The organism is Chromobacterium sp. IIBBL 290-4 (genome assembly GCF_024207115.1).
Classification (GTDB): Bacteria; Pseudomonadota; Gammaproteobacteria; order Burkholderiales; family Chromobacteriaceae; genus Chromobacterium.
The window spans coordinates 866,870-881,026 of record NZ_CP100128.1; the positions used below are offsets into that span (position 1 = coordinate 866,870).

The following is a 14,157-nucleotide window of genomic DNA, read 5'->3' on the forward strand; positions in this document are numbered from 1 at the left end:
AGCCGAAACATGAAAATCCTACCCTCGCTCGCGCTTGCCATCGCCCTTGGCGCCGCCCTGCCGTCCATGGCGGAAGACGCCCAGGCCGTAGCGGTGTTCGCCGAACTGCCGGCCAAGCCGGACTATCATGCCGCCTGGCTCAAAATGCTGAGCGGCGAGAAATCCGTGCCGCGCTGGCTGCGCGCCGCCCGCGCCACCAGCTCGCCTTATCAAGCCGTAACGATAGACGGCAAGAAGTACCTGGCCGGCGATATGTGCAAGCCGCACGACTGCTTCAATCATCGCTTCCTGGGCCTGTTCAGCGCCGACAAGCAGCGCGCCTGGGGCTTGCTGGTCACCGTCGCCGATACGCCGGGCGCGATGGAGCAACCGGCGAAACACGCCAGATTGCGCTGGTTCGGCAACCCGGATCCAGCGCAAAGAGACTATCTCAACGGCCAATTGCAGGCCGACCCTAACTGGAAATAATGATGAAAACCACCCTCTTCCACGCCCTGGCGCTTGCCGCCCTGCTGGCCGGCTGCGCCCAAGACCAGCCGCAAGCGCCGCTGATCGGCATGGCCAACCCGGCCTCGGTGTTCTGCAAGGAGCAAGCCGGCAAGCTGGAAATGCGCAAGGACGCCAGCGGCAACGAATACGGCATGTGCCACCTGCCGGATGGCCGCGTGGTAGATGAATGGGCGTTTTACCGGGAAAAGCATCCCCAATGAATCAGGCCTGGGGATGACATAACCATTTTATCCACAGCCATGGACATTTCCCAGACTTGTCCACAGCATAAAAAAAGCCCGCCGGCAAACTACGCCGACGGGCTTTTTCCTACCCCCTTGGCAGGGAAATTCTATTTTAGACTACCGGACAAAAATGCCTTGAGTCTTTCGCTCTTGGTGTTGCCGAAAACTTCATCCGGATGGCCTTCTTCTTCCACCCGGCCCTGATGCAGGAACATCACGTGGTTGGACACATTGCGGGCGAAGCCCATCTCGTGCGTCACCACGATCATGGTGCGGCCCTCTTCGGCCAGCGCCTGCATCACCTTCAGCACTTCGCCCACCAGCTCCGGGTCCAGCGCCGAGGTCGGCTCGTCGAACAGCATCACTTCCGGCTCCATCGCCAGCGCGCGGGCGATGGCCACGCGCTGCTGCTGGCCGCCGGACAGGTGAGCCGGGTACTTGGCCTGGGCGCGCTCGTCCAGGCCTACCTTGGACAGATATTTCTTGGCGCGGGCGATGGCTTCATCGCGCGCCAGGCCCAGCACATGCACCGGCGCTTCGATGACGTTTTCCAGCACCGTCATGTGGCCCCACAGATTGAAGTGCTGGAACACCATGGCCAGTCGCGTGCGCATCGCTTGCAGCTGTTTCTGGTCGGCCGGCACCAGCTCGCCCTGCTTGTTGCGGGAGAGGCGGATTTCCTCTCCGTTCAGGGTGATGGTGCCGTCATTCGGCTTTTCCAGGAAGTTGATGCAGCGCAGGAAGGTGCTCTTGCCCGAACCGGACGAGCCGATGATGCTGATCACGTCGCCGGCCTTGGCCTTCAGCGAAATGCCCTTCAGAACTTCGTGATCGCCGTAGCTCTTGTGAATATTGTTGATGTTCAGCTTGTCCATCTATGAATCCCCGTATTTCTCAGCTCTTGGTCGGGCGCAGATAAGCCATCCAGCGCGTTTCGGCCTTGCGGAACAAGCCGACCAGAATAAAGGTGATGCTCAAGTACAGCAGCGCGGCCAGGCCGAAGGCATTGAAGGAATCGTAAGTGGCGGCGTTGACGTCGCGCGCGACCTTCAAAATGTCCGGCACCGTGGCGGTAAAGGCCACCGTGGTGGCGTGCAGCATCAGGATCACTTCGTTGCTGTACGCCGGCAGCGCGCGGCGCAGGGCCGACGGGATGATGACCCGGCGGTACAGCGTGAAGTCGCTCATGCCGTATGCGCGGCCCGCCTCGATCTCGCCATACGGCGTAGCCTTGATGGCGCCGGCGAAGATCTCGGTGGTGTAGGCGCAGGTATTGAGCGCGAACGCCAGGATGGTGCAGTTGTAGCCTTCGCGGAAGAAGTGGTTCAAAAAGCCCACCTCGCGCACCGCGTCCAGGCTGTACATGCCGGTGTAGAAGAACAGCAGCTGCACATACAGCGGCGTGCCGCGGAACACATAGGTGTACAGCCACACCGGACGCGCCAGCCACTTGATCTTGGATACCCGCGCCACCGCCAACGGAATCGACACCACGAAGCCGAAAGCTATCGACAGCACCAAAAGCCACATGGTAACAGCCAGGCCGGACAGGTGGTAGCCATCGCTCCACAGAAATGCCTTCCAGTATTGCTGGATGATGTCGATCATAGCTCGGCCTCCCTCACACCCATCGAATAGCGGCGCTCCAGCCACATCAACACGAAATTGGACAGCGTGGTCAGCAGAAGGTAGATCGCCCCCGCCACCAGCGTGAAGAAGAACACCTTGTAAGTGCTCTTGCCGGCGTCGATGGACGCCTTCACCACATCGGCCAGGCCGATGATGGACACCAGCGCGGTGGCTTTCAGCATCACCTGCCAGTTATTGGAAATGCCGGGCAGCGCGAAACGCATCATCTGCGGAAACTGCACCCGGTGGAAAACCTGCCAAGACGTCATGCCGTAAGCGATGCCGGCCTCGATCTGCCCCTTGGGCACGGACAGGAAAGCGCCGCGCAGCGTCTCGGTGAAATAAGCGCCGTAAATGAAACCCAGCGTGACGATGCCGGACACGAACGGGTCGAGGTTGATCTGATCCACGCCCAACGACTCGGTGATCTTGTTCATGCCGATCTGCAAGCTGTAGAAGATCAGCAGCATCAGCACCAGATCGGGCACGCCGCGCACCAAAGTGGTGTAGACGGTGGAAATCCCGCCCAGCACGGGGTTATGCGACAACTTGGCGCCCGCGCCAAACAGGCCAATGACGAAAGCCAAGAGCAGCGACAGCACCGACAGCTCCAGCGTCACCAGGGTCCCCTGCCAGATAATGGGACCGAATCCATCCAGAAACATCATGTGTTCCCCTTGTCGAGAAGCCTGCCCATTCAGCTTATACCGCCGACTTGCGGCAGGCTCTCCAGATTAATACGCCCCGGCCAGGCGGGGCGCATCGCAACATCCGGGAGGACGGCTCGCGCCGCCCGCCGGGTCAGCACTTAGTTGCCGTATACGTCGAAGGAGAAGTATTTCTTCTCAATCTTCTTGTAGGTGCCGTCTTTGAGCATGCCGGCGATAGCCTTGTCGATATCGGCCTTCAGCTCTTTGTCTTCCTTGCGCAGGCCGATGCCGGCGCCTTCGCCCAGGGTTTGCGGATCGACCAGGTCCTTGCCGGCGAAGGCGAAGCCCTTGCCTTCAGGCTTCTTCAGGAAGCCCATGTCGGCTTGCACGGCGTCTTGCAGCGAGGCGTCCAGACGGCCCGCGGTCAAGTCGGCCAGCACCAGGGTCTGGTTCTGGTAGGGAACCACTTCCACGCCAGCCGGCGCCCAGTGCTTCTTGGCGTAGGCTTCCTGGATGGTGCCCTGCTCCACGCCCACGCGCTTGCCCTTCAGCGAGGCCGGGGTCGGCATCAGGCCGGCGCCGGTCTTGGCGACCATGCGGGTCGGGGTGTTGAACAGCTTGGCGGAGAAGGCGATTTCCTTCATGCGCGCCTCAGTCATCGACATGGACGACAGCACGCCGTCGAACTTCTTGGCCTTCAGCGCCGGAATCATGCCGTCAAAATCGTTTTCCACCCATACGCACTTGGCCTTCAGGCGCTTACAGATTTCGGTACCCAGGTCGATGTCGAAGCCGACGATCTGGCCATTGGCGGCCTTGGACTCAAACGGCGCGTAGCTGGCGTCCACGCCAAAGCGGATTTCTTTCCAGTCTTTGGCCAAAGCGCCGAACGAGGCGGCCATCAGGCCGATTGCGAGAGCTGCTGCTGCCTTCTTCATGTGATTCTCCTCATCAAAGCAAACTACTTTGTTGGTGGTTACGGCCTTATGGCCAACCTTGTATCCCCAGGCAAACCCCACCCGGAACAAAACCGAAACGACATGTCAATAACATAGCGCCGCGCATGAGCAAAAGGACGGCTGCACCATGTTATATAGTTAGAGCAATTTGTCTAGCAAGCTTGTCGTGGCGGCTATGCCATTCGGCTTTAGCGGCCAGCTCCTGCCCGACAAAGCAGAATCCATGCCCGAAAACGCTGAAATGACAGTTTTATTGCGGTTTTTCGCCTGAGGAAAAAATACAACATCCAGTCGACAGGAGAACTAACGAGGGGGAGAAAGATCGGTGTACAGGAAAGCGACAAAAACTAACGAAAATCGGCCAAAACCCTGCATTTTGCCCATAATGAATAAAAAAAGGGACTGGATATGCCTCCAGTCCCCGCTCTTATCAGCAAAAGATGACGATCGCTTTATTGCGACTCATCTCCGCCTTGCTCCGTCGCCGGCGCTTCCGGCGAGATCAGCTTTTGCTTGGCCGCCGCAGCTTGCTGCTGCAAGGCTTCCGACTCCTTGCGCGCCTGGGCCCGCACCACGTCCAGATAGGACATGATGGCGAAAGTCAGATCGCGGGTGCCTTCGTGGTTCAGCGCGGAGATGCTGAAAACGCGCGGCGCCGTGATATCGAAGCCGTAAGAGTCGTTCGGTTGCTCCTGCGGCCAGCCGTAAGCATTCAGGAAGGCCGACACGGTCAGTTCGCGCTCGTCTGGCGGCAGCATGTCCACCTTGTTCAGCACCAGCCAGCGCGGTTTGCTGTACAGCTCTTCATCGTACTTCTTCAGCTCTTCGACGATGGCGCGCGCCTCGCGCACCGGATCGACGTTAGGATCGAACGGGGCGATGTCCACCACGTGCAGCAGCAAACCGGTGCGCTGCAAGTGCTTGAGGAAGCGATGGCCCAGACCGGCGCCTTCGGCCGCGCCCTCGATCAGACCCGGAATGTCGGCCATCACGAAGCTGCGGGTGTCGTCCATCCGCACCACGCCCAGATTGGGGTGCAGCGTGGTGAACGGATAATCGGCCACCTTCGGACGCGCGGCGGACACCGAACGGATGAAGGTGGACTTGCCGGCATTGGGCATGCCCAGCAGGCCCACGTCCGCCAGCACCTTCAGCTCCAGGCGCAGCGTGCGCTGTTCGCCCGGCTCGCCCGGCGTGGACTGGCGCGGCGCGCGGTTGGTGGACGATTTGAAGTGGATATTGCCCAGGCCGCCCTTGCCGCCCTTGGCGATCATGATGCGCTGGCCGTGGTGGGTCAGGTCGGCCACTACCTCGCCAGTGTCGGCGTCGTGAATCACCGTGCCCACCGGCATTTTCAGCTCGATATCGTCGCCGCCCTTGCCGTAGCAATCGGCGCCGCGGCCGCGCTCGCCATGCTCCGCCAGATACTTTTTGACGAAACGGTACTCAACCAGGGTGTTGACGTTCTCGTCGGCCACCGCGTACACGCTGCCGCCCTTGCCGCCATCGCCACCGTCCGGGCCGCCGAAAGGCACGAATTTTTCGCGACGGAAACTGGCCGCGCCGTTGCCGCCGCGACCGGCCATCACTTCAATTCGGGCTTCATCGATGAATTTCATTGCACTCAACCTCTGTCTTGCGAGGAGTCAGGGGTCAGGACTGGCCGCGCCAACCCTCACGCCTTGCCCCTCGGGTATGAAAAAAGCCCTATCGCAAGGATAGGGCTTTCTTACTTAGATGTCAGAAAGCGAAATTATTCGCCGTCAACACCAGTGTACGGAACCACGTTAACGGTCTTGCGCTTTTGCGCGCCCTTAACGGTGAATTCAACGTAGCCGTCAACCTTGGCGAACAAGGTGTGATCCTTGCCTTGACCGACGTTTTCGCCAGCGTGGAACTTGGTACCGCGCTGACGCACGATAATGGAACCAGCCGGAATCAGTTCGCTGCCGTAAACCTTAACGCCCAGGCGTTTGGCTTCGGAGTCACGACCGTTGCGGGAGCTACCGCCTGCTTTTTTGTGTGCCATGACTGTTTATCCTTACTTCGAAATCGCGTCGATGCGGATTTCGGTGTAGTTCTGACGATGACCCTGATGTTTCTGGTAGTGCTTACGACGACGCATCTTGAAGATGCGGATCTTTTCGCCACGACCGTGGGAAACAACGGTGGCCTTCACAGCGGCGCCGGCAATCAGCGGGGCGCCTACAACAACCTGTTCACCGTCAGCAATCATCAGCACTTCTTCAAGTACGATCTGGCTGTCGACGTCTGCAGGTATCTGTTCTACTTTAAGTTTTTCACCGATGGCAACTTTGTATTGCTTGCCGCCGGTTTTTATGACCGCATACATTCGCATGAGCTCCTGATAAATAAATCCCCACGCCTAATGCGCAGAGAACGCGAGAATATACGGGACCTGCGTCAAGTTGTCAATGATTTCATCGACTTACCCCGCCACCACGCTGGCATGGCGGCGACCGGGGCTTTTCTGGTAACATCGCAGGCTTTGGCACCCGCAGACGATAACTGGTTGAAATCGTGTCCACCCCGCTTTTCCGTACCCTGATCGCAGAAGACATGCAGACGGTAGATCGCGTGATCCGCACCCGCCTGCACTCCGACGTCGTCCTGATCCGCCAGGTGGCGGAATACATCATTAGCGCCGGCGGCAAACGTCTGCGCCCGGTTCTCACCCTATTGTCCGGCCGCGCGCTGGGCTATCACGGCGAACATCTGCATGAACTCGCCGCGATGGTGGAGTGCATCCACACCGCCACGCTGCTGCATGACGACGTGGTGGACGAATCCGACCTGCGCCGCGGCCGCAAAACCGCCAATGCCCTGTTCGGCAACGCCGCCAGCGTGCTGGTGGGCGACTTCCTCTACACCCGCGCCTTCCAGATGATGGTGACCACCCGCAATATGGACATCCTGGAAGTGATGGCCGAGGCCACCAACATCATCGCCGAAGGCGAGGTGCTGCAGCTCTTGAACATCGGCAATACTGATGTCAGCGAAGACGAATACCTCAAGGTCATCCAGTACAAAACCGCCAAGCTGTTTGAAGCCGCCGCCCGCGTGGGCGCGCTGATCGCCGGCGCGCCGGCCGAGCAAGTGCAAGCCATGGCCGATTACGGCATGTACCTGGGCACCGCCTTCCAGATCATCGACGACGTGCTGGATTACAGCGGCGACGCCGAAGCCATAGGCAAGAGCCTAGGCGACGACCTGGCCGAAGGCAAGCCGACCCTGCCCTTGATCTACACCATGCGCCAAGGCAGCCCGGAAGCCTCCGCCCTGGTGCGCGAAGCGCTGGAAAACGCCAGCCACGATCGTTTCCACGATGTGCTGAATGCGGTACAATCCTGCGGCGCGCTGGAATATGCCAAGAACGAAGCCGTAAAAATGGCCGAACAGGCCATCGCCTCCTTGCAGAACATTCCCGAATCGGAAACCCGCCAGGCCCTGATCGAGCTGGCCCGCCTGTCGGTGGACCGCAGCGCCTGAGCGCGCCCCCGTTTTCAGTAGTGTCTCCGTAGTTAAATGGATATAACGGCCCCCTCCTAAGGGGCAGTTACAGGTTCGATTCCTGTCGGGGGCACCACCCACACTTCCAAAGCAGTCCGAGAAAGTCCACAAACCCGCGCCAAATAAGGATTTGCGGGTTTTTTTACGTCCAAAGTCGTCCAAACAGGTCCATTGAAAGCCGGGGGCACATGGGGGCATACTTGGGGGAATCACTACAGGGGGCACATTTCGATGCCCCCAAATGCACCCGAGAACAACCTCATGCCCCTGACCGATACCGCCTGCAAGACGGCCAAACCGCGAGAGGACGGCAAGCCGCTTCGCCTGTCCGACGAAAAAGGCATGTACCTGGAAGTCATGCCCAACGGCTCCAAATACTGGCGGCTGAAGTACCGCTTCAACGCCAAGGAAAAACGCCTGGCCCTGGGCGTCTACCCGGAGACCACGCTGAAGGAGGCCCGCCAGAAGCGAGACGGCGCCCGCCGACAGCTGGCCAATGGCGAAGACCCAGGCGAACAGCGCAAGCTGGAAAAGATACTGAAGCAGGCCGCGACCGCCAACACGTTTGAAGCCATCGCGCGGGAGTGGCATGAAAGAGAAAGCCACGAATGGTCCGCCGCCCACAGCGAGCGCGTCCTAGCAGCCATGAAGACCCACATCTTCCCTTACATCGGCGACAGGCCAATCCACGAGATTCGCCCGCTGGAGCTGCTGGAAGTGCTGCGTAAGGTGGAAAGGGCTTTGTTGCACAAATCACCCTCCCAGCAGGCGGGGTAGAATGACGGCATGAGCAAGCCCGCCCCGCCCAAGTACAAGACCACCAACTGGAAGACCTACAATGCTGCGCTCAAGGCGCGTGGGTCGCTGATGATCTGGTTGGACCGTGACATGCGCTGGCATGGCTCTGCAGTCGGCAAACGTGGACGGACACCGACTTTCAGCGATGCCGCCATTCAGTTCTGCCTGACGATCAAATGCCTGTTCAATCTTGCGCTCCGACAGGCCGTGGGTATGGTGCAAAGCCTGCTCAAACTGGCGGGGCTGGACTGGCTGACGCCGGACTACAGCACCGTGTGCCGGCGGCAAAAGCATTTGCAGGTGGCCATTCCTTGCCGTCCAACCACGACCGGGCTGCACCTGTTGATCGACAGCACCGGCATCAAGATGCTGGGTGAAGGCGAATGGAAAACGAAGAAACACGGCGCGGAGTACCGCCGTCAGTGGCGCAAGGTGCATTTGGGCATTGATGCGCAGACGCTGGAAATCCGGGCGATTGAAGTGACCGACAACGCGGTGGGCGATGCGCCAATGTTGCCGGAGTTGCTGGACCAGATTTCCGCGGGGGAAAGGATTGCTGCAGTAAGTGGCGATGGTGCCTACGACACCAAAGGCTGCCATGAAGCGATTGCCAAGCGAAAAGCCGAGGCGGTGATTCCTACCCGAAAGAATGCCAAGCCGTGGAAGGAAAATCGGTTGGGCGCCCATGTCCGAAACGAGATACTGCGTGCTACCCGGCTCCTGGGTCGAGCGATCTGGAGGAAATGGAGCGGTTACCATCGCCGCAGCCTGGTGGAAACCAAGATGCGCTGTTTCAAGCTGCTGGGCGAGCGGGTAATGGCAAGGGACTTCGACCGTCAAGTCGCAGAGCTCCAAGTGCGAGCGGCGATCTTGAACCGCTTCACGCGGCTCGGGACGCCGATGACGGTGCGCATGCCATAAATCCGTCCGGGGAAAGGGGCTTTGCATGCCGAAGCCTATTTATGCAACAAAGCCCCATGAAAGCCCCGATGTGCAGGACTGCCGCGACAAAAGAAAAATGCCCTAGCAGCCCTCCTCATCCGATAGCTATCGATCTGCCGGCAATGGCGCGCAAGGCGTCCCATGCGCGCCCGCGAGACAGCCAACGGCCCCGCGATATCGGGCGCCCATCAACCCGTTGCCGCTTCCAAGCTGGCAGACCGCTCTTTGGCCGCCTCGGATTTAGCAGTCAAACGCGCCAGTTGCAGCAGCGCCGCCATGCCGGCTCCGGCCAGGCAGACACCGGTCCAGCCGGCGTGGGCGTAAGCCAGGCTGGCCGCGCCGGAACCCAGCTCGCCGCCCAGAAAATAACTGACGAGGTAGACCGTGGTGATGCGGCTGCGGGCTTCCGGCTGCAGCGCGTAGATCACGCTCTGGTTGGATATGTGCAAGGCCTGCACGCAGATGTCCAGCAACAGCACGCCCGCCAGCAGCGCCGCCAGCCAATGGCCGCCCAGCCACAGCAGGCCGAAGGCCAGCAAGATGCCCAGGCAGCAAGCGGAAGTGACGCGCCGGCCGTGACCGCGGTCCGACAGCCGGCCGGCCCCGCTGGCAGCCAGCGTGCCAGCCGCGCCCACCAGGCCGAAGGCGCCGATCTGCGCCTCGCTGTAGCCGTATGGCGGCTGGCTGAGCAGGAAGGTCAGGCCCGTCCAGAACAGGCTGAAACAGGCGAAAGCCAAGCCGCCGTACAGCCCGCGCAGACGCAAGGCCGGATGGGCGCGCGCCAGCGTCAGCAGCGAAGCCAGCAAGGCGCCGTAGCGCAGCGACTGGCTATGGCGGTCGCTGGGCAGCGCCCGCGCCAGGATGGCGGTGAACAGCAGCACCACGCCTGCGGCCAGCCAGTACACCAGCCTCCAGCCGCCCAGCTGGGCCACCAGGCCGGAAAAGGTGCGCGCCAATAGAATGCCCAATAGCAGGCCGCTCATCACCGTGCCCACCACCCGGCCGCGCTCATGCTCCGCCGCCAGCGAGGCGGCGAACGGCACCAACAGCTGGGCGGCGCAAGTGCACAGCCCCAGCGCCGCGCAGGCGGCGGCGAACCAGCCCAGGCTGGGGCTGGCGGCCACCGCCATCAACGCCAGCGCGCTGCAGCCCAGCAGCGTCACGATCAGCTTGCGGCGGTCCAGCGCGTCGCCCAACGGCACCAGCAGCAGCAGGCCGCAGGCATAGCCCAGCTGGGTCAGCGTGACGATGAAGCCCAGGCTGGATGGCTGCGCGCCAAAGCCGCCGGCGATGACGGCCAGCAGCGGCTGGGCGTAATAGATGTTGCCGATGACGGCGCCGCAGGAAACCGCGAACAGCAGCGCCATGCCGCGGCCCAGGCCGGGAGCGGAAGTATTCATGTCCATCCTTGAAAGTGCGCAAAACAAAAAACGGCCGCATGCAATGCGCGGCCGCTCGGCAAAACCCGGGTCAGTACGGCTTGTTGGGCAGGAACTTGCCGTCCAGCGTGATCACCGCGCGCTCGCCGCCTTCGGGATCGGCCACTTTCTGGATGTCCAGCCGGAAGTTGATCGCGCTGATGATGCCGTCGCCCAGCTTCTCATGCACCAGAGCCTTCAGCGTGGTGCCGTAGATCTGGATCATTTCGTAGAAGCGGTAGATGGTGGGATCGGTGGGAATGCCGCCCGGAATGCTACCACGCAAGGGGATGGTCTGCAGATTGATGGAGTCCGCCGCACTCAGGCCCAGCCGCTCGCACACCAGGTCGGCGGCGGTTTTGGGCAGCGCGTGCTGGCCCAACAGGGCGGCGGTGACATAGGCCAGGCTGAGGCCGGTATCGGCGGCCAGCTGCTCCCAGCTCAAATCTCGCAGCGCTTTGGCGGCGACGATGCGGGCAGTCAGTTCGATTCGGGCGTCCTGGGTGGTATGGGATTGCTGCATGGTGTTTCCTTTCTATAGATAGTGGTCTGGCTCAATCGCGCTCAGGCGGCGCGGGTTTGCGGAAAGCCCGCCAGCGGGACGAAGCGCTTGCTGGCGCCGTCCAGCGTTTCTATGGTTCCGCTTTCGATGTCGTAGACCCAGCCGTGCAGGCGCAACTTGCCTTGCGCCATGGCCAGCGCCACCGCCGGGTGGGTTTTGAGATTGGCCAGCTGGGCGATGACATTCTCCCTGACCATATCGCTCAGCCTGGCCTGGGCGGATTCGTGATGGCGGGCGGCGTTGACCGCCTTGGCGGCATCGGCGTGGCGCAGCCAGCCGGCCACCGCCGGCATATGGTCCAGGCAGGCGCAGCGGGAGATGGCGGTCATCGCGCCGCAATCGGAATGGCCACAGATGACGATGTCGCTGACTTCCAGCGCGGCCACCGCGTATTCCACCGTGGCAGTGACGCCACCCGGCTCCGGACCGTAGCCGGGCACGATATTGCCGGCGTTGCGGATCACGAACAGGTCACCCGGCTCCTGCTGCGTCAGCAGTTCCGGCACCACCCGGCTGTCGGAGCAGGTGATGAACAGCACGCTGGGGTTCTGGCTGTCGGCCAGCTTGCGGAACAGCTCGGAACGCTGGGGAAAGGCTTCCTGCTGAAACTTGAGAAAGCCGTCGATGATGGCTTGCATGGGGTTCTCCTTGCGGGTGAAACGATGCCGCAAGGATGAACCGATTAAACTATAGCGTCCAAGACTGATATAAAATAGAAACCATAAGTAATTCCTATAGTTTGCGCCATGATACTCAGACATATCCGCTACCTGATCGCCGTAGCGGAGCACGGCAACTTCACCCGCGCCGCGGAGGCGCTGCACGTGTCGCAGCCGACGCTGTCGCAACAGATCCGTCAATTGGAAGACATGGTGGGCGCGCCGCTGTTGGACCGCAGCGGCCGCACGGTGCGGCCCACCGACGCCGGCGCGGCCTACCTGGAATACGCCCAGCGGGCGCTGCGCGAGCTGGCCGCCGCCCAGCGCGCCACCCATGAAGTGGCGGATTTGTCGCGCGGCACGCTCAGGCTGGCGATGACGCCGACCTTCACCTGCTATCTGCAGGGCCCGCTGCTGGAGCGCTATTCGGCGCGGCATCCCGGCGTGAGGCTGGAAATCCGCGAGATGACGCAGGATGCGATGGAAGCGGCGCTGGCGGCGGACGAGCTGGACCTGGGCGTCGCCTTCGATACCGCTGGCTCGCCAGAGATTGAGCGGCGGCCGCTGTTCGCTGAAAAACTATGCGTGGTGGCCGGCCCGCGCCACCGCTGGCGCGAACTGGAGCAGCCGCTGGACGCGCGCGAGCTGGAACAGGCGCCGCTGGCGCTGCTGAGCGCGGACTTCGCCACCCGCGGCCATATCGACGAGCACTTCCGCCGGCTGGGCATCGCGCCGCGCGTGGCCATGGAGGCCAACACCATAGGCGCCATCCTGGAGGCGGTGCGCCGCGGCGTCATGGCCACCATCCTGCCGGAAGCCATCGCCCGGCAAGACCCGGCCTTGCAGGCGCTGGAGCTGCGGCCGGCGCTGCCCTCCCGCACCGCCGCCCTGCTGTGCCGGCGCGATGGCTTCCGCAGCGCCGCCGCCCGCGCCTGTCTGCCGCTGCTGGATGAATTGGCGGAGCAGCTGGCCTAGCCGGAGACTGGCGCTACCCCGCACAGCCTCATCAGCTTGGCCATGACAGACTCCAGCATCCGGGCAGCATCCGCCAGCCCACGATATGCGCCATACAAAGACACCTGGTCGCAGGCCTGCGGCCGGCCGGGAATGAAAACGCGTCATCCTCCAGTCAGATCAGCTCGCCTCCGCCAGCCGGCGGCTGAAAACGTAGTCAAGAAAGGTCGGCGCGATCAGGATGCGGCTCATGCTCGCTCCTGAACGCTGGGAAACCCGACAAGGTCAACTTGCCTATGGTGTCGCCCCGCGCCAGCCGGACATGGGCCGCGCTGAGATTGCGGGCGGATAGGCTGCCCAAATGTTCGCGCTGGGTGCTGCGTATCCGTCCTGCCTCAGCCAAACGGGCCAAATCGGCCAGAATCTCGCCCTGGCGCGCCATGTCCGCGGTCTGAAACATCGATCGGGTGAACATGTAGTTCCAGCTCAGACTCACGCTCTTGCGCATCAGCAGGTTGATTTCAGGCGGCTGGGAAAATGGCACGATATTGACGATGTGTCCAAACGGCACCATCAGTTCCGCCAAGGCGGCGAAGTGTTCATCAGGCCGATTGAGCAGCAAAACCGACTGCAAGCCCTCAACCCCGATGGCCTGCAGCTGCGGCCGCAAGGGTTGGCGGTGGTCGATCACCTCATGCGCGCCCATTTGCCGGCACCAGTTCACCGATTCCGGACGCGAGGCGGTGGCGATCACGCGCAAGCCAGGCGCCAAGCGCGCCAACTGGATGGCGATGGAGCCGACGCCGCCCGCCCCGCCCAGCACCAGCAAGGTTTGCCCTGCCGCAGATGCTTCCGGCGCATAGCCAAGATGCTCGAACAAGGCCTCCCAAGCGGTCAGCCCGGTCAAAGGCAAAGCGGCGGCCTCTTCCGCGCTCCAGTTGGCGGGGCGGCGCGCCGCCAGCCGCGCGTCCACCAGCTGATAGGCGCTATTGCAGCCAGGCCGGTTCACATCGCCGGCGTAATACACCGCGTCGCCGGGGCGGAACCGCTCGGCGGCCTCAGCGCCGCACGCCACCACTACGCCGGCGGCATCCCAGCCCAGCACCACAACCTGGCCATCATCGAGCTTGCGCTGGCGGACGCGGCAATCGGCAGGGTTCACCGCCACCGCATCCACCCGCACCAATATATCGTGCCCAGCAGGCGTGGGAACAGGCAGGAACACATCGCGCAGTTCCGCCGGCGGGGGCGCCTGAATGCCTACGGCAGGCATCTGCGTGGGGAGCAAGTTCATGATGGACGCTCTCGATAAGGAAGATGA

At 62.1% G+C, this 14,157-nt stretch carries 17 protein-coding genes and 1 tRNA gene; 7 read left to right on the forward strand and 11 right to left on the reverse strand.

Annotation, left to right across the window (positions count from 1 at the left end):
- Window positions 1–9 precede the first annotated feature (9 nt).
- Entirely contained in the window at window positions 10–468 is a 459-nt protein-coding gene (locus tag NKT35_RS03900; RefSeq protein WP_254299056.1) for an inhibitor of vertebrate lysozyme family protein, read from the forward strand.
- A gap of 2 nt (window positions 469–470) precedes the next feature.
- Window positions 471–710: a putative hemolysin gene (locus NKT35_RS03905; RefSeq protein WP_505190903.1), complete on the forward strand. Its 240-nt coding sequence runs from the start codon at window positions 471–473 to the stop codon at window positions 708–710.
- A 131-nt stretch (window positions 711–841) separates the two neighbouring features.
- On the opposite strand, the gene NKT35_RS03910 is transcribed toward NKT35_RS03905, so the two are convergent.
- The 7 genes from NKT35_RS03910 to rplU form a co-directional block, all read right to left on the reverse strand.
- On the reverse strand, window positions 842–1,609 hold the full coding sequence (locus NKT35_RS03910) for an ABC transporter ATP-binding protein (protein ID WP_254299058.1): 768 nt from the start codon (window positions 1,607–1,609) through the stop codon (window positions 842–844).
- A 19-nt stretch (window positions 1,610–1,628) separates the two neighbouring features.
- Entirely contained in the window at window positions 1,629–2,342 is a 714-nt protein-coding gene (locus tag NKT35_RS03915) for an ABC transporter permease (protein ID WP_254299059.1), read from the reverse strand.
- Window positions 2,339–3,031 (reverse strand): ABC transporter permease, encoded by a 693-nt coding sequence (locus tag NKT35_RS03920; protein ID WP_305883464.1) that lies wholly within the window; start codon window positions 3,029–3,031, stop codon window positions 2,339–2,341. Before NKT35_RS03920 ends, NKT35_RS03915 begins: the two co-directional genes overlap by 4 nt.
- A gap of 140 nt (window positions 3,032–3,171) precedes the next feature.
- Entirely contained in the window at window positions 3,172–3,951 is a 780-nt protein-coding gene (locus NKT35_RS03925; protein WP_254299060.1) for an ABC transporter substrate-binding protein, read from the reverse strand.
- 473 nt (window positions 3,952–4,424) lie between these two features.
- A complete protein-coding gene (gene obgE, locus NKT35_RS03930) occupies window positions 4,425–5,591 on the reverse strand; it encodes a GTPase ObgE (protein ID WP_254299061.1) in 1,167 nt (388 codons plus the stop codon).
- Window positions 5,592–5,725: 134 nt separating this feature from the next.
- A complete protein-coding gene (gene rpmA / locus NKT35_RS03935) occupies window positions 5,726–6,001 on the reverse strand; it encodes a 50S ribosomal protein L27 (protein WP_114060389.1) in 276 nt (91 codons plus the stop codon).
- Between the two features lie 12 nt (window positions 6,002–6,013).
- Entirely contained in the window at window positions 6,014–6,325 is a 312-nt protein-coding gene (rplU, locus tag NKT35_RS03940; RefSeq protein ID WP_254299062.1) for a 50S ribosomal protein L21, read from the reverse strand.
- A 188-nt stretch (window positions 6,326–6,513) separates the two neighbouring features.
- On the opposite strand from rplU, the gene ispB reads away from it, so the two are divergent.
- The 4 genes from ispB to NKT35_RS03960 all read left to right on the forward strand — a co-directional run bounded on the left by ispB (window position 6,514) and on the right by NKT35_RS03960 (window position 9,222).
- On the forward strand, window positions 6,514–7,482 hold the full coding sequence (ispB, locus tag NKT35_RS03945; RefSeq protein WP_371926439.1) for an octaprenyl diphosphate synthase: 969 nt from the start codon (window positions 6,514–6,516) through the stop codon (window positions 7,480–7,482).
- A gap of 22 nt (window positions 7,483–7,504) precedes the next feature.
- A tRNA-Arg gene (locus NKT35_RS03950) sits at window positions 7,505–7,579 on the forward strand.
- A 185-nt stretch (window positions 7,580–7,764) separates the two neighbouring features.
- Window positions 7,765–8,280 carry a tyrosine-type recombinase/integrase gene (locus tag NKT35_RS03955; RefSeq protein WP_254299064.1) on the forward strand — a complete coding sequence of 172 codons (516 nt, stop codon included), beginning with the start codon at window positions 7,765–7,767 and terminating at the stop codon, window positions 8,278–8,280.
- Window positions 8,281–8,289: 9 nt separating this feature from the next.
- Window positions 8,290–9,222: an IS5 family transposase gene (locus tag NKT35_RS03960; RefSeq protein WP_254294827.1), complete on the forward strand. Its 933-nt coding sequence runs from the start codon at window positions 8,290–8,292 to the stop codon at window positions 9,220–9,222.
- Between the two features lie 209 nt (window positions 9,223–9,431).
- Here NKT35_RS03960 and NKT35_RS03965 read toward each other — a convergent pair whose 3' ends face one another.
- The 3 genes from NKT35_RS03965 to NKT35_RS03975 all read right to left on the reverse strand — a co-directional run bounded on the left by NKT35_RS03965 (window position 9,432) and on the right by NKT35_RS03975 (window position 11,861).
- On the reverse strand, window positions 9,432–10,643 hold the full coding sequence (locus NKT35_RS03965; protein ID WP_254299066.1) for an MFS transporter: 1,212 nt from the start codon (window positions 10,641–10,643) through the stop codon (window positions 9,432–9,434).
- Window positions 10,644–10,713: 70 nt separating this feature from the next.
- Entirely contained in the window at window positions 10,714–11,184 is a 471-nt protein-coding gene (gene cynS, locus NKT35_RS03970; protein ID WP_254299068.1) for a cyanase, read from the reverse strand.
- 41 nt (window positions 11,185–11,225) lie between these two features.
- A complete protein-coding gene (locus tag NKT35_RS03975) occupies window positions 11,226–11,861 on the reverse strand; it encodes a carbonic anhydrase (RefSeq protein WP_254299069.1) in 636 nt (211 codons plus the stop codon).
- 108 nt (window positions 11,862–11,969) lie between these two features.
- On the opposite strand from NKT35_RS03975, the gene cynR reads away from it, so the two are divergent.
- Window positions 11,970–12,857: a transcriptional regulator CynR gene (cynR, locus tag NKT35_RS03980; protein WP_254299070.1), complete on the forward strand. Its 888-nt coding sequence runs from the start codon at window positions 11,970–11,972 to the stop codon at window positions 12,855–12,857.
- A gap of 196 nt (window positions 12,858–13,053) precedes the next feature.
- Here cynR and NKT35_RS03985 read toward each other — a convergent pair whose 3' ends face one another.
- On the reverse strand, window positions 13,054–14,130 hold the full coding sequence (locus tag NKT35_RS03985) for a zinc-binding alcohol dehydrogenase family protein (protein WP_254299071.1): 1,077 nt from the start codon (window positions 14,128–14,130) through the stop codon (window positions 13,054–13,056).
- Window positions 14,131–14,157 lie beyond the last annotated feature (27 nt).